This window comes from Pelorhabdus sp. sgz311002 (assembly GCF_056134285.1).
In genome coordinates this window covers 73436-94035 of the sequence record NZ_JBWBCL010000014.1, presented here as the reverse complement: position 1 = coordinate 94035, position 20600 = coordinate 73436, and the positions used below count along the sequence as shown (strand labels likewise).

The 20600-nt window shown below is 43.5% G+C and carries 16 protein-coding genes and 1 pseudogene; 16 read left to right on the top strand and 1 reads right to left on the bottom strand.

The annotated features are described in order from the left end of the window. The 16 genes and pseudogenes from AC0NJP_RS16580 to AC0NJP_RS16505 form a co-directional block, all read left to right on the top strand. Positions 1-170, top strand: a pseudogene (locus tag AC0NJP_RS16580) (ABC transporter ATP-binding protein); the annotation flags it as partial. Between the two features lie 67 nt (positions 171-237). Continuing rightward, positions 238-882, top strand: a complete 645-nt coding sequence (locus AC0NJP_RS16575) for a CBS and ACT domain-containing protein (protein WP_474040059.1) — start codon at positions 238-240, stop codon at positions 880-882. Between the two features lie 247 nt (positions 883-1129). Continuing rightward, on the top strand, positions 1130-1690 hold the full coding sequence (locus AC0NJP_RS16570) for a helix-turn-helix domain-containing protein (protein ID WP_474700503.1): 561 nt from the start codon (positions 1130-1132) through the stop codon (positions 1688-1690). 12 nt (positions 1691-1702) lie between these two features. Continuing rightward, on the top strand, positions 1703-2611 hold the full coding sequence (locus AC0NJP_RS16565) for a glycyl-radical enzyme activating protein (RefSeq protein ID WP_474700502.1): 909 nt from the start codon (positions 1703-1705) through the stop codon (positions 2609-2611). A 5-nt stretch (positions 2612-2616) separates the two neighbouring features. Further along, positions 2617-4992: a trans-4-hydroxy-L-proline dehydratase gene (gene hypD / locus AC0NJP_RS16560; RefSeq protein ID WP_474700501.1), complete on the top strand. Its 2376-nt coding sequence runs from the start codon at positions 2617-2619 to the stop codon at positions 4990-4992. 143 nt (positions 4993-5135) lie between these two features. Continuing rightward, a complete protein-coding gene (locus AC0NJP_RS16555; protein WP_474040055.1) occupies positions 5136-6335 on the top strand; it encodes an MFS transporter in 1200 nt (399 codons plus the stop codon). 34 nt (positions 6336-6369) lie between these two features. Continuing rightward, entirely contained in the window at positions 6370-9066 is a 2697-nt protein-coding gene (locus AC0NJP_RS16550) for a PAS domain-containing hybrid sensor histidine kinase/response regulator (RefSeq protein WP_474700500.1), read from the top strand. Between the two features lie 91 nt (positions 9067-9157). Further along, positions 9158-9739, top strand: coding sequence for a TetR/AcrR family transcriptional regulator (locus AC0NJP_RS16545; RefSeq protein ID WP_474700499.1), 582 nt, complete (start codon positions 9158-9160; stop codon positions 9737-9739). Between the two features lie 32 nt (positions 9740-9771). Beyond that, positions 9772-11862 (top strand): chemotaxis protein CheW, encoded by a 2091-nt coding sequence (locus AC0NJP_RS16540; protein WP_474700498.1) that lies wholly within the window; start codon positions 9772-9774, stop codon positions 11860-11862. Positions 11863-11883: 21 nt separating this feature from the next. Further along, on the top strand, positions 11884-12369 hold the full coding sequence (locus AC0NJP_RS16535) for a chemotaxis protein CheW (protein WP_474700497.1): 486 nt from the start codon (positions 11884-11886) through the stop codon (positions 12367-12369). Positions 12370-12404: 35 nt separating this feature from the next. After that, positions 12405-14612: a HAMP domain-containing methyl-accepting chemotaxis protein gene (locus AC0NJP_RS16530; protein WP_474700496.1), complete on the top strand. Its 2208-nt coding sequence runs from the start codon at positions 12405-12407 to the stop codon at positions 14610-14612. An 8-nt stretch (positions 14613-14620) separates the two neighbouring features. After that, a complete protein-coding gene (locus AC0NJP_RS16525) occupies positions 14621-15430 on the top strand; it encodes a CheR family methyltransferase (RefSeq protein ID WP_474700495.1) in 810 nt (269 codons plus the stop codon). Between the two features lie 12 nt (positions 15431-15442). Next, a complete protein-coding gene (locus AC0NJP_RS16520) occupies positions 15443-16471 on the top strand; it encodes a protein-glutamate methylesterase/protein-glutamine glutaminase (RefSeq protein WP_474040048.1) in 1029 nt (342 codons plus the stop codon). Between the two features lie 43 nt (positions 16472-16514). Beyond that, positions 16515-16919: a response regulator gene (locus tag AC0NJP_RS16515; protein ID WP_474700494.1), complete on the top strand. Its 405-nt coding sequence runs from the start codon at positions 16515-16517 to the stop codon at positions 16917-16919. A 168-nt stretch (positions 16920-17087) separates the two neighbouring features. Further along, a complete protein-coding gene (locus AC0NJP_RS16510) occupies positions 17088-18788 on the top strand; it encodes an amidohydrolase (RefSeq protein WP_474700493.1) in 1701 nt (566 codons plus the stop codon). A 171-nt stretch (positions 18789-18959) separates the two neighbouring features. Further along, positions 18960-19673, top strand: coding sequence for a class I SAM-dependent methyltransferase (locus AC0NJP_RS16505; protein ID WP_474700492.1), 714 nt, complete (start codon positions 18960-18962; stop codon positions 19671-19673). Between the two features lie 2 nt (positions 19674-19675). Here AC0NJP_RS16505 and AC0NJP_RS16500 read toward each other — a convergent pair whose 3' ends face one another. Further along, complete coding sequence (locus AC0NJP_RS16500) at positions 19676-20593, bottom strand: DMT family transporter (protein WP_474700491.1); 918 nt, start codon at positions 20591-20593, stop codon at positions 19676-19678. Positions 20594-20600: the final 7 nt, after the last annotated feature.

The window sequence follows — 20600 nt, the reverse complement described above, 5'->3', positions numbered from 1 at the left end:
AGATCAATAAGACAGGAACGACGGTTCTGCTTGTAGAACAGAATGCACATATGGCTTTATCGATTGCGCATCATGCTTATGTATTGGAAACAGGCAGAATCACACTGTCTGGTCCGGCGGCGGAATTAGCTGCTAGTGAAGAAGTCCGCAAGGCTTATCTCGGCGGCTAAAGACGAACCACATGGATTTGTTTTTGTATAGATTTAATTTGGCTATCAATCTTAAGGAGTGGTATTCATGTTTGTAGCAACTCGAATGACGGAAAGTCCAGTTACTGTTACACCGGATACACCTGTATTGGAAGCAAAAGAACTCATGAAAACTCATAAGTTTCGCCGTCTGCCTGTTGTAAGAGACGGAAAGCTCGTGGGGATTGTTACAGACCGTGACTTAAGGGAAGTATCGGCATCGCCAGCTACGACTTTATCAGTTCATGAACTCAACTACCTGCTTGCGAAGATGAAAATTTCCGACATTATGAAGAAAAATGTGCTTACAATTGCTGCTGATGCAACCATTGAAGAGGCAGCTCTGATTATGTACCGGGAGAAAATCGGCGGCCTTATTGTCGTGGATGTAAATGGAGCTGTTGTTGGTATTATTACGGAGACCGATATCTTCAAATGTTTTGTTGATGTAATGGGATTAGCTGAAGGGAAAACTCGCCTGACTATTGGTGTACCAAATAAAGTCGGCGTACTTCATGAAATCACGGGAGTCTTTCAAGAGTTAGGGATTAATATTAGCAGCCTTGTTTTGTTAAATAGCGATGGCGGCGATGCGCAGGATATTATCCGCTTTGATGTAGATGATGTGACGACGCTTACAGCAAAACTAGAAGCAAAAGGTTATAAAGTACTGCATGTAGCAAAAATCGGCTAAGGGAAAAAGTACAAATAATACGTTGATAAAGCAGGATCTTTGGGAACTGGCAACAGGACCCCGAGATCCTGTTTTTCTTTTCGTTAGGGAGAGCAAGTAAGTGGTATTTTCATTATAATGAAATATATTTATATTCTACTAAAAATAGGTAGATTAAAATCCGAGAAGTTGTTATAATGTAACAAGAATAAGTATCATACCAGTACAGCAATGAACTTATAATTTTAGAAAAAGTGAGAGTCATACTATGAATAAAGATATTGGAAAAAAAGTAAAAGAACTGCGTCTACAAAAAAAATTAACATTAAAAGAACTAGGGGAAAAGACGACTCTTTCGATTGGTTTTTTATCACAGCTAGAAAGGGGTTTAACAAATATTGCTACCGATTCGTTGCAGAAAATAGCGGAAGCTTTTGAGGTAGAACTTTCCTACTTTTTCAGTAGTCAAAACAGGACGCGTGGCTATGTTATGCGTAGTTATGAAAAAGAAGTTTTTCAAGTGATTAATTCGAAATTTATTCATTATCATCTTCACAATGGCCAAACTGGCAGTCAAATTCTGCCGCGCCTCATTGAACTTTTGCCAATTAATTCAGAGGAAGATATCAGCCAATACGCCCATGAAGGGGAAGAATTTATTTATGTGCTAGAAGGTACGCTGACTTTATTTATTAATGATGAGCAAATTGAATTGTTTCCAGGCGATAGCGCCCACTATAATTCTTCTACAGTTCATAACTGGGCAAATTATACAACCAAAATGGTGCGATTGCTTGTTGTGAGCTCACCAAACCCGTTTGCAGGATAAAAGAAGGTGGCAATGATGGTGCCAAAAGCGATGCTATTTAGCATACAAAAATTTTGTACTCATGATGGCCCGGGGATTCGCACAACGCTCTTTTTTAAAGGGTGTCCGCTAAAGTGTCTCTGGTGCCACAATCCGGAGAGTCAATCGTATTCCCGAGAAATTTTATGGCAGCAAGACAAGTGCAGTGGTTGCGGCGCCTGTACGGCTGCTTGTCCGACCGGCGCATTGCAGCAAGCGAGCGGACATTTTAGCTATGATCCAAGTCGCTGCACCGATTGTGAAGCATGCCTTGATAGTTGCTGCTATGAAGCGAGAGATTTTGCCGGGAAGAGCTACAGTTTAACAGAGATTCTTAGTGAAATTGAAAAGGATCGCGCCTTTTATGAAGAATCAGGCGGCGGTGTTACTCTTTCGGGCGGCGAAGCTTTGATGCAGTTTGCTTTTTGCCGAGAGCTGATTACCGCTTGCCAGCAACGCGGTATTTCTGTAGCGATTGATACGTGCGGTCTTGTACCGTCAGAGCATTTGATCGAAATTGCACCAAAAGCCGCTGTTTTTCTTTACGATTTAAAATGTCTGGATTCTAGCTTGCATCGCCGCTATACAGGCAGTGGCAATGAACAAATTTTGGCAAACCTCAAGCTACTTAGTCAATTAGGAGCGCCCTTATGGTTACGTTTGCCCCTTATTGCCGGTGTAAATGACAGTGAAGAACAGATGCTTGAAATCATTCGCTTTATTCAACCTCTGTCGATCGAGAAGGTTTTTCTTTTGCCTTATCATGCCATAGGCAAAGTTAAATATAAAAAATTAGGTAAGGTTTATGAAGGCGAGAATTTTACGGCGCCAAGCGAGGCTCATTTAAGCAACTTAGCCGCTTTGTTTCAGGCGGCTCATCAGACAGTACAGATTGGAGGATGAATCAGGTGGAAGAACGCGGGATGAATGACCGAGTAAGAAAATTGAGGAAACAAAGCGTAACAACAGTACCCACTTTATCGATTGAGCGGGCGGCCATTGTTACAAAGGCCTATGAGAAGTATTTAGGCGCAGTTTCTACTCCTGTCCTTAGGGCGCTTGTCTTTAAAGAACTTATGGCCCAGAAAACCCTCTGCATTAATGATGGGGAGTTGATTGTGGGGGAAAAAGGCGATCAGCCCCAGGCGTCGCCTACCTTTCCCGAACTTTGCTGTCATACCCTGGAAGACTTTTCCGTGATGGACGAACGAGAAAAAATCTTTTTTAAGGTAAGTGATGAAGCGAAACGTATTCAGGCTGATACGGTGATTCCGTTTTGGCAGAATCGGTCGATGCGTAAGAAGATTTTAGAACAAATGACGCCCCAGTGGCTGGCCGCTTATGAAAGCGGCATCTTTACCGAGTTTATGGAACAACGCGGTCCGGGACATACTGTAGCGGATGGTAAGATTTATCGCAAAGGCTTTCTCGACTTTAAAGCAGATATTGCCGCTGAACTGGAAAAACTCGATATTTTGAATGATGCCGAAGCACTGCATAAAAAAGCGCAGCTCGAGGCCATGGCTATTTGCTGTGATGCTATTATTCTTTATGGTAAACGCTACGAAGCCTACGCCAAGGAATTAGCTGCCAAGGAAAGCAATCCAGCTAAAAAAGCCGATTTTCTGCAGATTGCTGCCAATTGTGCTGTTGTGCCAGCTCATAAGCCCGAGACTTTTGCTCAGGCAATTCAAATGTACTGGTTTGTTCACATCGGTGTTACAACAGAAATTAACCCATGGGATGCACTGAGCCCCGGGCGACTTGACCAACATTTATATCCTTTCTATCAACAAGAACTTGCCGCAGGAACCATGACACGTGAGCAGGCGAAAGAACTGCTAGAGTGCTTGTGGGTTAAATTTAATAATCAGCCAGCGCCGCCTAAGGTTGGCATTACGCTAAAAGAAAGCGGCACTTATACGGATTTTGTCAATTTGAATACAGGCGGCGTGCGCGAAGATGGCGCTGATGGCGTCAATGAAGTGTCTTATCTTATTTTAGAAACTATGGATGAGATGAAGCTGTTGCAGCCAAGCTCCAATGTTCAAATCAGTAAAAAAACGCCTGCCGATTTTTTGCAGAAAGCCTGTGCCATTTCCCGTAAGGGCTGGGGGCAACCGGCCTTTTACAATACAGAGGCGATTATCGCTGAGTTGCTGCGCGCTGGTAAAGAGATTGTCGATGCGAGAGCTGGCGGCGCCAGCGGCTGTGTAGAGACAGGCGCGTTCGGTAAAGAGGCCTACATTTTGACAGGATATTTCAATTTGCCGAAGGTGCTTGAAGTTACATTGAACAATGGCTTTGACCCTATAGCAAACCGACAGATTGGCCTTAAGACCGGTGACGCCCGCGAGTTCACTTCTTATGAGGAGCTTTTTGCCGCGTTTACGAAGCAACTGCATCATTTTGTTGATATTAAGGTTCAAGGAAATCATGTGATTGAAGCGCTTTATGCTAAATATTTGCCTGTTCCCTTCTTATCAGTCATTACGAGTGACTGCATCGCTGCAGGAAAAGACTATAATGAAGGCGGCGCTCGCTATAATACAAATTATATTCAAGGTGTTGGCATTGGCACAATTACTGATAGTTTGGCGGCTATTTCCCATCACGTTTTTGATAAGCAGAGCTTTACGATGACGGAACTGCTGGAAGCTATGGCTGGCGATTTTGTTGGTTATGATCGGATTTACCATCTTATAGCGAACCGTTCGCCTAAATACGGCAATGATGATGACTATGCTGATGCGATTATGGTGCAAACCTTTAATGCCTTTCATGATGACGTGACAGGTCGGAAAAATCGCAAAGGCGGTTTATATCGGATTGATATGCTGCCAACGACCTGTCATGTTTATTTTGGTTCGGTTCTTGGCGCTACGCCCAACGGACGTAAGGCTTACAAGCCTGTTTCGGAAGGAATTTCGCCTGAGAAGGGGGCTGATCGCAAGGGACCAACTGCAGTCATTAAGTCGGCGGCAAAAATGGATCATATTAAGACAGGCGGAACTCTATTGAATCAGAAGTTTACCCCTGCTGTAGTAAAAGGCGATGCAGGTCTTAGTAATATGGCTTCGCTGGTTCGAGCCTACTTTAATTTAGATGGTCATCACATTCAATTTAATGTCATTGACAGGGAAACGTTGCTGCAAGCGCAGCAGCGACCGGAAGAATATAAAGATTTGATTGTGCGTGTAGCTGGTTATAGTGATCACTTCCGTAATCTAGATAAAGCGCTGCAAGATGAAATTATTGCTAGAACGGAGCAGAACTTTGCTTAAAAGTTATTTTTTATAATTTCAAGCTGGCTTTACAAGGAGCAAACTGTTTTATAAAGTTTGCTCCTTGTATTTTCTTGTCGGATTTTTATATGTTACAATATAGAAGACGACGAAAACCTTTTAGCCGGATTTGGGGGAATTGGATGGTATTATGGCGTAAAAATTTGTGGGCGTTAGCTGTAGGCGTAGCTTTGTCAGGCTCTAGCTATACGATGTTAATTCCCTTTTTGCCGCTATATTTATTAGATATCGGCGTTGACAGCGCTGAGGTGAATTTGTGGTCAGGGCTATTATTTTCTGTTACTTTTTTAGTAGCGGCGATTATGGCGCCTTACTGGGGAAGAAGAGCTGATAAGACAGGAAAACGCCGCATGGTATTGCGAGCTGGTTTTTGTCTGGCTATTGTTTATTTTATGGGCGCCTTTGTACGAGGGCCGATTGATTTACTGATTGTCCGGATTTTGCAAGGCTTTGCGAACGGATTTGTACCGGCGGCTATGGCGATTGTAGCGGGGACAACGCCGCGCGACAAGCTTGGCTCTAGTATGGGAGTGATGCAGACAGCGCTGCTATGCGGCGGCATCATTGGCCCCTTACTAGGCGGATTTTTATCGCATTTTTTTGGAATGCGCATGTCCTTTGTCATTGCCGCTGTTATTATTTTTCTTGATACACTGTCGGTCGCTTTCTTAGTAACTGAGCCGTCGATGAGCAAGGCTCCGTCAGGCGGTACGATTCTTGATGATTTAAAAACGGCTGTAAGTAATCGACGGTTGCTCAAGGTTTTGGCTTTGCTGCTGTTAGTACAGATGGTGACCATGGTATTGCAGCCACTGTTGACTCTCTATGTGGTTGAGCTGCAAGGTAGTTTATCAGGCGCTGTGCTAACTTCCGGTATTGTTTATAGCCTTGCAGGTATTGCTGGCGCGATTGCCGCGCCGACTTGGGGTAAAATCGGTCAGAGAAGCGGCTTTTTGCGGGTATTATTTCTTACTTTTTGCGGCGCCGGTCTATTTAATGCGAGTCAGTTTTTTGCGGCAACCATCTATCAATTTGCTTGTCTGCAGTTTTTATTTGGTTTGTTTGTTGTAGGCGTATTTCCGGCGATTAATACGATTGCCGTTACTTCAGCGCCGAAGGAATTCCAAGGTCGGATTTTTGGTCTAACGACTACTGCCAATCAACTGGGTTCCATGCTGGGACCGCTAGTAGGCGGTTTTTTAAGTTCTTGGGTAGGAATTCGTCCGGTCTTTTTATTTACAGGCGCTTTATTATTTACGATTGGCCTTGCTGTAGCTTGGCGTTACTTTCGCCGAAAAGTTGCGGTAAATTCAGGCGCTTAGCGAATTACTTTGCGGAGAGGAAAGGGAAGAAAAGATGCTGCATAATCAAGAAGGGGTCGCTCCAGATACTTTGTTTGCTGAGAAGAAGCACATTCAAGCCTTATTTGACGCTGCTGTTCCGGCGCTTGCTGTAATGAATGATAAAGGTGAACTTGTTTTTGTGAATCATAATTTTTTAACGTTGTTTCAAGTTGAAGCGGACGAGCAGATTATCGGCAGGCCTTTTTCCTCTCTGTTTGAAGCAGTAGAAGACGAAGTTGGGGAAACGGGCGAACAGCGCGAACAGACAGTTGCGTCACTGCTGCCAGAACTGGTGCAGAAACTTTTTACCCAAAATCGTCCATCCTATAATATTGAATTGAAGCTGCGGATTGAACGGCCTGGCTGTAAGAGTTCGCCCTGGCTTAGAATCAATATTACTGAACTAAAATGGAATGAACGGCAGGCTCTTGTTTCGATTGAGAATATTACGAAGCATAAGGAAATCGAAGCCGATTTGATGAAATACTGGAATTTGTATCTTACGTTTTTTGAGAATTTTCCGACACTGATCTGGCGTTCTGGGCCAGACGGACGATGTGATTATTTCAATAAGAGCTGGCTGGCTTTTACTGGCAAGAATCTCGAGGAGGAAAGAGGCGATGGGTGGAGCGCTGACATACATCCTGCTGATCGAGCCCGCTGTATTCTGACCTATCAGCAAAATTTTGCCGCGCGGCAGGATTTTGAAATCGAATACCGCCGCTTGCGCTATGATGGGGAGTATCGCTGGGTTCTCGATATGGGGAAACCCTTTCGCGGTCTTGATGGGGTTTTTGCTGGTTATATTGGCTCAGTTCATGATATTACGGAACGAAAAAATGCGACAGAAGGTTTAAAGCGCTATGAGCTTTTGGCGGAAAAGGCTAGTGACATCATTTTGTTCACTGACAGTCAAGGGCGGATTATTGATGCGAATAGTGCAGCCTTATCAGTGTACGGCTACAGCCGTGAAGAGCTTTTAGACAAAACTGTTTTTGATTTACGTCAGTCGAAACCAGCAGATTACGAAAAAATTCTTAAAGAAATTGAAGAGTCAGATCAACACGGGCTGCTATTTGAGGCGATACATTATAAGAAAAATGGCGAATCGTTTCCCATCGAAGTCAGCTCTCAGGGAACGGAGCTTAGCGGTCGCCGCATGATTGTCAGCATTATTCGTGATATTACGGAAAGACGCAAGGTTGAGCTGATGAAACAGAAGGCGATTGCGGCCGAAACGGCAGCCAATCGGGCTAAAAGCGAATTTTTAGCCAATATGAGTCATGAAATTCGCACTCCCTTAAATGGAATTTTGGGGATGATTGAACTGACTCTATTAGGAAATCCCAGTGCCGACCAAAAAGAGAATTTGACCATTGCGAAGACTTGTGCAAATTCTTTGCTCAAAATTATTGATGATGTTCTTGATTTTTCTAAAATGGAAGCAGGTAAAGTTACGTTAGAAAACGTGAACTTTTCGGTTCGCGATACCTTTGAAAGTGTGATTAAGGCCCATGGAGCTCGGGCCGAAAGTAAGGGATTGTCCCTTTACTATCAGTTTGCGGCAAATTTACCGCAGACTCTTAGGGGAGATCCCCATCGGTTACAACAAGTTCTCAATAATCTTTTGGGAAATGCAATCAAGTTTACAGAACAAGGGAAAATTACTGTAACAGCTGAATGTAAAAACCTCGATATAGATCAGTGCAATTTGCTTGTTACCGTAACTGATAGCGGGATCGGTATTTCGGCGGAAGAACAAAAACTATTGTTTCAAAGCTTTTCGCAGGTTGACGGCTCTCATACGCGTAAGTACGGCGGCACCGGTTTAGGACTCGCTATATCGAAACAGCTTGTCGAGCTTATGGGGGGAACCATTACGGTAGAAAGTGCGAAAGGACAAGGCAGTACCTTTTCTTTTCATATTCCCTGCATTCGGTCCGAACAGGCAGTGGTAGTGGAGGAGCCGCAGCGGTCTAAAACGAAGCGAGCTTTAACCATACTGTTAGCCGAAGATAATTTACAGAATCAGATTGTTTTAAAGCTGATTCTCAATGAGCTAGGACATCAAGTCATTGTGGCAGGAAATGGTTTGGAGGCTTTACAGCGCCGTAAAGAAGGAAATTTTGATGCTATTTTGATGGATATTCAAATGCCGGAAATGGATGGCATGGAGGCGACTCTGGCGATTCGAGCCTATGAAACGGAACAAGAAATACCGGCTGTCCCCATTATTGCTTTAACAGCTCATGCGCTGCAAGGCGATAAAGAACGATTTCTTGCCCTAGGGATGGATGAGTATTTGGCGAAACCCGTATCAATGGAGCGGCTGGAAATGATTTTATCAGATCTGGCGGAATCAAGTGCTTTGTTGTGGCGCGAGAAACGGCTTAGGGAACAGCACGAGCCGAAAGTGAAGTTATCGCAAGAACAAGTCCAGCAAATTTTGTATGATTTGTTTGAGGCAATTGACCAACTACAGTCGCTGTTGGCCTCGGGAAATATAGATCGTTTAGAAGCGGCCGCCGACCAAATTCGGCGCAGTGCTGACAAAGGCAGATTTGAAACAGTTCGCAGCCTTGCTTTTAAAATTGCCTTAGCAATTCGGCGTGGCTTATTTAGCGATATTCCACCGTTAATTGGCACGATGGAAGAAGATCTGCGCAATTTCATGAAAGTGCGCAATTTTGTCGAAAAAAGAAATAAATAATAGAAAAATATCATAAAAAGTATTGACACTTTTTGCAAGATTCGCTACTATTGAAAGTAGGTAAGTTAGGACTAACCTTCTAGAGGTGCCTATGAATGATGGGACGGAAAGAGTAAGCCGCCGGGATAAAATCATACAAGCGGCTGTGGCGCTGTTTGAGGAAGCGGGGACCAACGGACTTACTACGAAAGAAATTGCTAGAAGGCAGGCTGTGACAGAACCTGTAATCTACAAATACTTTTCTGGCAAAAAAGCAATTATTGCTGAACTGTTGAAGTGCTGTCGGACTTTTGATGAGCAAATCGAAGAAGCACTACAGGCAGAGGGACTGCGAGGTAAGAAGGGAATTTTTTATGTCATGGAACAGTATGGTCAGACCTATGAAAAAACGCCTTATCTAAGTACCATACTTTTTTCTTTTGACTTGTTTCGCTATGACAGCGATTTAAAAGAAAACATCGATCAACTGATAGCGAAACGTCAAGTTCTCTTCCAGAATCTTGTTACGCAGGCAGCAGCCAGGAATGAAATGGTAATTCCCATGACTTCCCAGGCTGCTGCTGATTTGTTTTTAGGGACTCTTTATGCTGGTACGTTGCGATGGAATTTGGAAGAACGTCGCTTTAATCTGGCAGAATGGCTTAGAGCAAGTATAGCTGTTTTGTTTCATTAAACGATGGTTTCTTGAGAAAAGAGGCGATGAGAATGGCGGATGATGATATAGGCCGCGAGCCGATGCTTGAAATGTATTTATTTGAATCAAGCCAACTAACGGAACAGCTCGAAGAAATTATTCTCCGTTGTGAGAAGGAAGCTCATTTTACAGAAGAAGCTATCAATGAAATTTTTCGTATCATGCATACCATTAAGGGATCTTCAGCGATGATGCTATTTAATGATGTTTCGCGGTTAGCGCATTCTTTGGAAGATCTGTTCTTTTTTATTCGTAAAAATCCTAATATTCAAATTAATTATGATGCTATATCAGATTTAGTGCTTACTGGCCTAGACTTTATCAAAGAGGAAACTGGCAAAATTGCCAGCGGCGAGAAAGCCGATGGTGTAGCAGACGGATTGATTACCAATAATAAGGCTTTTTTGGAAACCATGAAAGCTGGCAGTAATAGTTACGAAACCCCGATTGCGCCAAAAGAAGAAAAACAGCCCATGTATTATATTAGCGCTTATCCAGCGAAGGGACTGCCTGATAGCCAAAAGTATACTGTCCGTATTTTTTTTGAAGAAGATTGCCAGATGGAAAATGTACGAGCCTATATGATTGTTCATAATCTCAAAGAGTGTGTCTCTGAACTGTATCATATTCCGGCTGAAATTGTCGATAAGCCGGAAAGTGCCGAAATCATTCATGATAATGGTTTTTTACTTTGTTTTGCTACGACAGCGCCGCAGGGAGAAATTGAAAGTCTCTTAAGTCAAACCGCTTTTATGCGAAAAATTGAGCTGAATTTAGTAGATCATTATCCACCGGAAATTACTGCTTTAATAGAGCCAAAACCGGTAATTCAGCTTGATGATAGAATATCGGAAGAACCGGAAAAGCCGGAAAAAGCAGCGAAAACCGTTCCTGTAAGTCAGGGAGATCGCAGTGAAAAAGAAGGTACAGCCAGACAGCAGAATATGATCAGCGTTGCTGTAAATAAACTTGATATGCTGATGGATATTGTTGGCGAAATTGTCATTTCTGAAGCAATGGTCATCAAAAATCCTGACTTAGCGGGATTGTCGCTGGACCATTTCAATAAAGCCGCCAGGCAATTGCGTAAATTAACAGATGAATTGCAAGATGTAGTCATGTCGATTCGCATGGTGCCTGTTTCACTTGTGTTTCATAAAATGAACCGAATTGTGCGTGATATGAGTAAGCGCTTGGAAAAAGATGTTGACTTGGAGATTCTTGGTGAGGCAACAGAAGTTGATAAAAATATTATTGACCACTTATCAGATCCCTTGATGCATTTGATTCGCAATGCCATGGACCACGGGTTGGAAAATCCGGCAGAACGTTTGGCGGCAGGTAAAAATGAGCAAGGCCGCTTGACGTTAGAAGCCAAAAATGTCGGCGGCGAAGTGTGGATTATGGTGCGTGACGATGGTAAAGGGATGAGCCGGGAAAAAATATTGAAAAAGGCTAAGGAACAGGGCTTAGTAAATCGGCCTGATCAAGAGATGAGTGATAAAGAGGTTTTTTCCCTGATTCTGTTGCCCGGTTTTTCGACCAAAGAACAGGTGACTGAATTCTCGGGTCGCGGCGTCGGGATGGATGTGGTGACCAAGAATATTGAAAAAATTGGTGGTTCCATAACGATTGAAAGCGAGTTTGGTCGGGGAAGTGAAATTACAGTAAAAATTCCGTTGACTCTAGCAATAATTAACGGGATTGAGATTGGCGTTGGCAAGGCTCGCTATACAATTGCTACGACCGCGATTAAAGAATCGTTTCGACCTGATCCTGAAGCAGTGATTTGTGATGCTTCTGGCCATGAACTCATTATGATTCGCGGTCAATGTTATCCGGTACTTAGGCTTCATAGTCTGTTTAAACGGCACGATGCGCTTACAAAGTTGACTGAGGGAATTATGATTATGATTGAAAATGATACGAAAGTAGCTTGTCTATTTGCCGATAAACTGATTGGTGAGCAGCAGGTTGTTGTGAAAGCATTGCCGCGTTATTTAAAAAAGGTACGAGGGATTGCTGGCTGTACAATTCTTGGCGATGGCGGCATCAGCCTAATTTTAGACAGCAATGAAATTTTGACAGAATATCTAACTTGAAGGAGAGGATGTGAAAAATGTATGACCGACAGCGAAGAGCTCACTTGGGAAGATACGCAACAAGGCAAATATTTGACTTTTTTAATTGGCAAGGAAGAGTATGGTTTTGAGATTAAATATGTAACAGAAATCATTGGAATTCAAGAGATTACCGAGGTACCTGAACTACCTGATTACTTAAAAGGAATTATTAATTTACGCGGCAAGATTATTCCGGTTATGGATGTAAGACTTCGGTTCAAAAAGGAACCTTGTGCCTATCATGACCGTACCTGTATCATCGTTATCGATATCCAGGGAGTTTCGATCGGACTAATTGTTGATCATGTTTCCGAGGTGGCGGAAATTGCCGCTGATCAAATTGTGACACCACCAACGACAAAAACAGGATTTCATAACCGCTATATTAAGGGGATTGGAAAAAGCGGCAATGGAGTAAAGCTTTTGCTTGATTGCGACAAGCTTTTAAATAATGACGAGATCCATACTCTACAAGAATTGTCATAATATTATAACTTGAGAGAAAAGAGGGAGGCTTTTATATGCAATGGTTTTACAATTTGAAAATCATGCCGAAACTGCTCATTGCGTTTATTACGGTGGCCTTACTTACAGTTGTTGTTGGTTTGTTTAGTATTTATAAGATTACTGAACTTGATAATCGCAATACTTTTATGTATGAGAAGCAAACGGTACCGATTGCTACGCTTCAAGACATGACCCGGGTTTTTCAACAAATACGAAATGATTTGCTTGAACTTACTTTAGTTGAGACGCCGGAAGCGAGAAGTGAACTGTTAAAACGAATTGCCGCAGCTAGAGGGGAAATGGGAAAATATTCTGATGATGTAGGGGCTACAATTGTTTCAGCGGAGATTCGGGCGCAATATGATAAGTATCTTCAGGCTCGCAAAGACTACGCCGTTTATGTTGAAAAGATAACAAATCTAGTGATGAGCGGCAACTCTGCCGCAGCTAGAGCGTTTATGAATGGCGAGGGAGCTAAGGTTCAACAACAGTATCAAGAACAGCTTGATAAACTAGCTGATATGAAGGTGGCATCTGCTAAGAAAAATGCTGACTTAAACGCTGCTGAGGCACGCCAAGCTGTTACGATGGTTACAGCTTTGGTAGCTGTCATCGCCATTCTAGCTGTTGTATTTGGCTGGTTTATATCTAGAAGCATTAGTAGACCTGTCAATCAGCTTGTGGAAAATGCCGAGCTGTTAGCGCAAGGAAATATTGGTGTACATATTCAAAATGATTACAATGATGAAGTGGGAATTTTAGCTAAGGCCCTAAATGCGTTGGCAGAGCATGTTAGGCAGGCTGCTGCTACGGCGGAACGGATTGCTGCTGGTGATTTGTCAGCGCAAGTCGTTGTTCGTTCGCAAGATGACGTGTTAGGCAAAAGTCTTAAAAATTGTACCGATAATATTGCCGCTTTAGCTACTGACGCGAACTTTCTTGTGGGAGCAGCTCTAGCTGGACGTTTGTCGACACGAGCTGACAGTATGAAGCATCAGGGCGAGTATCGGCGTATTGTTGATGGGGTAAATCAGACGATTGATGCTATTGTAGCGCCAGTCGAAGAAGCGGCAGCTGTCTTGAAAGAAATGGCGGAAGGAAATCTTTCAATTCGGGTGACAGGGGAATATCAGGGAGATCACGCCGAGATCAAAACAGCCCTAAATACGACGCTTGATGCGATTTCTGGTTATGTCGAGGAAATTTCCCGCATATTAAGTAAGATGTCGAATTCCAATTTGGATGTGGTCATTTATAACGAATATAAAGGGGATTTTGCACAGATTAAAACAGCTTTAAATTCAATTATCAATTCCTTTAATGAAGTGTTTAGTGATATTAATCACGCCTCTGATCAGGTTGCTTCCGGGTCACGCCAAGTTTCTGACGGCAGTCAGGCTTTATCACAGGGAGCAACTGAACAGGCTAGCGCTGTGGAAGAACTGACCGTATCAATTGGACAAGTGGCTAGTCAAACGAAAGACAATGCCCTTAATGCCAATAAAGCCAATGAATTATCCCTAAAAGCCAAAGAACATGCGGATGAAGGCAATCAACATATGCGGCTTATGTTGAAGTCTATGGAAGAAATTAATGAATCGTCAGCCAAAATTTCTAAAATTATTAAAGTAATTGATGAAATTGCTTTCCAGACGAATATTCTGGCCCTAAATGCAGCAGTCGAAGCGGCTAGAGCGGGACAACATGGCAAGGGCTTTGCTGTTGTAGCAGAAGAAGTACGCAACTTGGCGGCTAGAAGCGCCAATGCTGCGAAGGAAACGACGGAACTTATTGAAGGATCTGTGAAAAATGTAGATGATGGTACGCAAACAGCCAATGATACGGCTCGTGCTTTGGAAGAAATTATTGATGATGTAGCTAATGTGGCCGGACTTGTAGGCGATATAGCTGCCGCCTCAAACGAACAGGCTACGGCGATTGCCCAAATTAACAAAGGAATTGAACAAGTATCACAGGTTGTACAGACCAATTCTGCGACAGCCGAAGAAAGCGCTGCCGCTAGTGAAGAATTATCAGGGCAAGCTGAATTGTTAAAAGGGATGATTGCTAAATTTCACCTAAAAGGTCATGATGGCGCTTCTTTTCATAAGATGACGCCCGAAATAAGTTCTTACGAATCGAAATCAGTAAAACCGGCGAAAGGCGGCGGGGTACAGAAGCCACGCATTGCCTTGAGCGACCATGAATTCGGGAAATACTAGGTGGGATCATGTTAGTCATCGGCGATAAGGAATTTAAGGCGTTGACAGATTATATTCAAAGTGAGTATGGGATTAATCTTACGAAAAAACGCAACTTAATTGAAGGCCGTTTAAGCAGTATGCTGCTGGAAAAAGGTTTTACCAGTTTTCGGGACTATCTCGAAGCATTGTTTCGCGATCCGACAAAACGAGAGCTAACGGAACTTGTCAATCGAGTTACGACAAACCATACCTTTTTTATGCGGGAAATCAGCCATTTTGAATATTTTCAAAAGCAGGTACTGCCTTATCTGGCGTCAGTTGTAAAAAATAAAGATTTGCGTATTTGGAGCGCCGGTTGTTCCAGCGGCGAAGAACCTTATACTCTAGCTATGCTCTTAGCTGACTTTTTTGCGGAAGAGAAGTATCAATGGAATCGACAATTGTTGGCTACGGATATTTCGGTTCAAGTTCTCGAACAGGCCGAACAAGGTCTTTACGACAATGATGCGGTGCAGCAAATTCCTGCTAGTTGGCGGCTTAATTATTTTGAAAAAGTCAATCGCGACACTTTTCAAATTGCTAAAGAATTACGGCGGGAAGTTGTATTTCGTCTGTTTAATTTGATGGATCCCTTTCCTTTCCGTAAAAAATTTCATGTTATTTTTTGTCGTAATGTAATGATTTACTTTGACCAAGCAACCAAAAATGAGCTCGTACGTAAATTCTACGAGGCGACAGAATCTGGCGGTTACTTGTTTATTGGCCATTCTGAGTCGCTTTCTCGCCAAGATACGCACTATAAATATATTATGCCTGCCGTTTACCGGAAGGAATAGGAGGCGAAGGCTGTGGCGAAACGGGTAAAGGTCTTAGTTATTGATGACTCTCTCGTATTTCGCGAAACGATCGCTAGGGGGATTGGCGCTGATGCTGGTATTGAAGTCGTTGGTACGGCCGCCGATGTTTTTATTGCCAGAGACAAAATTTTGGCCTTGGAGCCTGATGTATTAGCTCTGGACGTAGAGATGCCGAAGATGAATGGCATTGAATTTCTAAAGCGTCTGATGCCGCAATATCCTTTGCCTGTTGTCGTTGTTAGTTCGGTGAGTGAGCATGTTTTTGACGCCTTGGCCGCTGGAGCTGTTGATTTTGTGACAAAACCTGACGGAAAAAGTTCTCAGAGCCTGCCTGCATTTATTCGTGAGCTGATTCTAAAAGTTAAAATTGCTTCTACGGCTAAAGTAGGGCCGCGGCATGATTTGTTCAGTACGCCGGTAAATGCTATGACTAGCGGCGACTGTCGCCTAATTGCTATTGGCGCTTCGACTGGCGGGACAGAGGCTATCTATGAGATTATTCATGCCTTGCCTGAGCGGATGCCTGGTATTGTAATTGTACAGCATATGCCGCCTGTATTTACGGCTATGTACGCCAAACGGCTTGATAGCGCTTGTGCTTTAAATGTGAAGGAAGCAGAGGCCGGGGATGAAATTGTTCCAGGACAAGTTCTCATTGCGCCAGGCGGTGAACGTCATATGCAGGTCGTTCGGCAGCAAGGCAGCTATCGGATTGCTTTTTCACGGACGCCCAAGGTAAATGGCCATTGTCCTTCTGTCGATATGCTTTTTTTGTCTGTTGCCGAAGCCGTCGGTAGCGCTGCTATTGGTGTGATTCTCACTGGAATGGGCTATGACGGTGCTAAAGGCTTGTTTGAAATGAAACAGTTTGGCGCGATGACAATCGGGCAAGATGAGAGAACATCTGTTGTCTATGGAATGCCAAAAGCAGCTTATGACATTGGTGCTGTAAGTCGACAAGCACCACTGGGACAGATTCCGCAACTGCTGGTGAATGCAGCGGCGAAACGGTCGTCTTAAAGTGTGTGAGCTTGAATTTCCGAGGAGAAAGGTTGCGTTAAAATTGCGGATTTTGATTGCAGAAGACGATTTGGCCAGTCGCATTTTTATGAGTAAACTATTAGCCCGATACGGTGAGTGTGATACCGTTGTCGACGGGTTTGAAGTACTTGACGCTTTCTTATTAGCGCTAAAGGAGCGTAAGCCTTATGATTTGCTTTGTCTTGATATTATGATGCCAAAGCTTGATGGCCTGAAAGCGCTTCGGGCGATTCGGGAAATTGAGCGGCAAAATGAGTTTTTAACTACCCCTCATAAAACGAAGGTGATTATTACAACTGCGCTGAATGACAGAAAAACTATTTTGAGCGCGCAAGAAGCCGACTGTGCGGCTTTTGCCTGGAAGCCCATTGACGTTGAGAAATTTTTCCAAGTAATGGAGCATTTAGGACTGACAGCTGCTTATTAAAAAGTCTAGCGGCGAAGCTGTTTTCTCAAAAGAAAATTCACTGTATGTTGTGGCGGTCTTTTACTAAGTCACAATATATAGTTGAAATTTTTCTTAAGAAGACAGCTTTTTTTTGTTATAATAGGACATACACAATTTGCCGTTTGCGGGAAAAGGAGGCTGTTAAGTATGACAACAATTCTGCAGGCTGATACACTTCTCCTAAACGGCTTGATCTATACAGCTGATGGAAAAGATTCGATGAGCGAAGCTGTTGCTATAGCCGGACAACGTTTGATTTTTGTCGGTACAAATGAGGCTGCGATTGCTTATAAGGGGCCGGATACAAAGGTCATTGACTTGCAAGGGAAATTTGTAATTCCTGGCATGAGCGATACGCATCTTCATCCGCCAGGATTGTCCTTGCTTGAGCTTTATGAAGTACAGCTTCACGCTTGTCATAGTATAGAGGAATATATTGCAGCTGTAACTGTTTTTCGGGATAAGCAACCTAAGATGAAAGCAATTTATGGCCGCGGCTGGTCTTGGGGAGATTTGTCGGGGGAGGAACTGGCAAAAGGGCCGCGCAAGGAATATCTTGATGCTGTCAGTCGTGATCGTCCGATTATTCTTAGAGCTCATGATGGACACACTTTATGGCTGAACTCGAAGGCCTTTGAGGTCAATGGCATTACTGAGGCGACGGTAGCGCCAGAAGGCGGTCTCATTGAACGAGATCCTGTAACAGGCCAGCTTTGGGGAACGCTGAAAGAAAGCGCCATGAGACTCGTTGCTTTGCCTGAGTATACTTTGGATCAGTATAAGATCGCCTTAAAAGCCTTTCAGCAAAAAATGCATCGTTTGGGGATTACGAGTATTCTTGCCTTATCGAGTCAAGTTTTTGAAACAATTTTTACGGCTTTTCAAGATATGGAAGCCAATGGCGAGCTTCTGCTGCATGTTCGTGGTGCTGCTACAATTAGGGCGGAAGAAGATCTTGCCTTGCAGCTTGGCGTTATTTCTGACTGGCAGCAACGGTTTCGATCGGAGCATTTGGCAGTGACAACAGCCAAGTTTTTTACTGATGGAGTAGTAGAAGGTCGGACGAGTTGTCTTTTAACGCCTTATGAACAGAAATATGATACGGAGGAGCCTGATTACGGTCGCTTTTTATGGGATAAGGAGGCTTTGTTTCAGGCCTTTTATGCGGCAAATCAGCGGGGTCTGCAAATTCACGTTCATTCTACAGGCGATCGATCCACCCAGTTTGTTCTTGATGCTTTGGCGAAGGTACGGCAGGAATTAGGAAAAACTGATTGCCGCAATACAATCACTCATTTGCAGTTAGTGGCAGCCGCGGATATCGCTCGCTTTAAGGAACTTGACGTAATTGCCAGCGTTCAACCTTATTGGCACTTTAAAGGACCCAATTGGTGGGAAAAAGTCGATTATCAGCTGCTAGGAAGTCGGGCGGAACAGGAGTTTCCGCTGCAGAGCTTTTTTGCTGCTGGTGTTACAGTGGCTTCTTCTTCGGATTATCCGGCGACTCTGTTACCGAATCCGCTTCAGGCTATTGATATTGGTGTAACGCGCAATATTGATAATGGCGTACTGCATGGTGTTGCCGATATTAGCGACGCTGATGCACCTGAGTATTTGTTAAATCGTCAGGAAAGAGCTTCGGTGCGCAATATGATTCGCAGCTTTACTATTAACGGTGCTTATCTGCTCTTTTTGGAAGACAAAATTGGTTCCATTGAAGTAGGTAAGCAGGCTGATTTGGTTGTACTTGATCACAATCTATTTACAATGGCTCCGACCGAAATTGATAAAGTGAAAGTTGTAATGACCTTTTTCGGCGGCAAAATTGTCTATTCCTTGGAAGAATAGAAGACCTTTTCGTTCTTGAAAATAAACAAGCTGTCTCGTCACTTTTTTTGTTGCTAAAAAGAAGACGGGACAGCTTGTTTTGTTATTGCATAAGTAAAAATTTTACAAATAAAGCATAGTATGATATTCTTTATATGGAAAAAAATGTAATTTCAAAAGGGGCGAAATGCTGTGTTAAAGAAGCTTAACGAGGAAAGTGTCAAAAACTTTAATCAAGACTATGTAACAGAAGCGACTTGGCAGATGGTAGTGTCAGCTATTGAACAACAGTGGGGAAATAAAGAATTCTCTTTTGCTGATTTAGGCGGTGGCAACGGACTTTTTACGGATCGTATTTTGGCGGCTTTTCCCCAAGCTAGCGGGACTCTTATTGATAATTCGCCCTACTTAATCAAAGAAAATCGGCCTCATGAGCGAAAAAGGCTTATTTTTGACTCCATAGAACAGGCTCCTCGACATATACAATCAGTCGATATTGTTTTTTGCAACTGGTTGCTTCATCACTTAGTAGCTGATTCTTATCAGGCTACGCGCCAAAATATCGTGGCAGCCCTTCGCTTAGGAAAAGGGTTACTGGCAAAAGATGGGCGAATGTCTATTTTTGAAAATCTCTATGAGGGGATTTTGTTCCATAACCTTCCCAGCCACTTAATTTTTTCGCTCACTTCTCAGACGAAGCTGGCCCCGTTGTTACGCCGATTTGGTGCTAATACAGCTGGTTGCGGCGTTTGTTTTTTATCGAAACCGGAGTGGCGTCAGACGCTTAAGCAAAGTGGGCTTATGATCGAGCGGGTTCAAGAAGATGAGCCTTGGGATTTTTCCTTGGGAAAAAGGGCATTGCTTCATATCAAATCAGTGCGAGTGGGGCATTTTTGGTGTAAGTAGACTTATGCTTTGGAAGAACTATGGGAATGGTTTAGTTTTTCTTTAAAGTGAAAAACCTTTAGCTGCGAAATGAGCATGCCAGCAAACATAAGGGCGCACCCAATCCATTCCGTAAAGCCCAATTTTTCATCTAAAATCAGATAGCCGCCAAGTGTTGCAAATACGGTTTCCATGCTGAGAATAATTGCGGCATGACTGGGAGAGGCTCCCTTTTGGCCGACAATCTGCAGCGTATAAGCAATGCCAACTGAGCAGACGCCACCGTAGAGAAGAGGGACCGCTGCGCCTTGAATGCCAGGCCAGGTAATGTTCTCAAGGAACAAGGCGGCAAGAAGACTGAACAGTGAGCAGGTGGAAAATTGTACAAAGGCCAGTTTGACTGTGTCAATATGACCAGCATAACGATCAATTAGCAGGATATGGCAGGACCAGAAGAGGGCGCCGATTAGAACGAGAAAATCGCCAGGTGAAATAGTCAAGGTTTCTTTAACGCAGAGAAAATACAAGCCAAAGGCTGCCAGGGCAGTACCGATCCATGTATTGATTGTCGTTGCTTGTTTCAAGAAGATGCCGAGAATAGGCACAAGAACAATATAGAGACAGGTAACAAAGGCGGCCTTGCCTGCTGTAGTATAGAGCAGGCCGATCTGTTGCAGCGAAGCGGCTGGAAAGAGAATACAGCCAGCTAAGAGCCCAATTTTTACAGCGCTTGGTTTCGTAATTTTTGTGCCTGATTTTTCAGCTGTCACAGACTCGTTTTTGGGTAGGAACAACAGGAGTGGAATTAACGAGAGCGCTCCCAGAGCAAAACGAATACCATTAAAGGTGTAAGGACCGACATGATCCATGCCGACGCGCTGGGCTACGAAGGCAAAGCCCCAAATCAAGGCGGCTAGGAGTAAAAACATATTGGATTTCATAATTGTT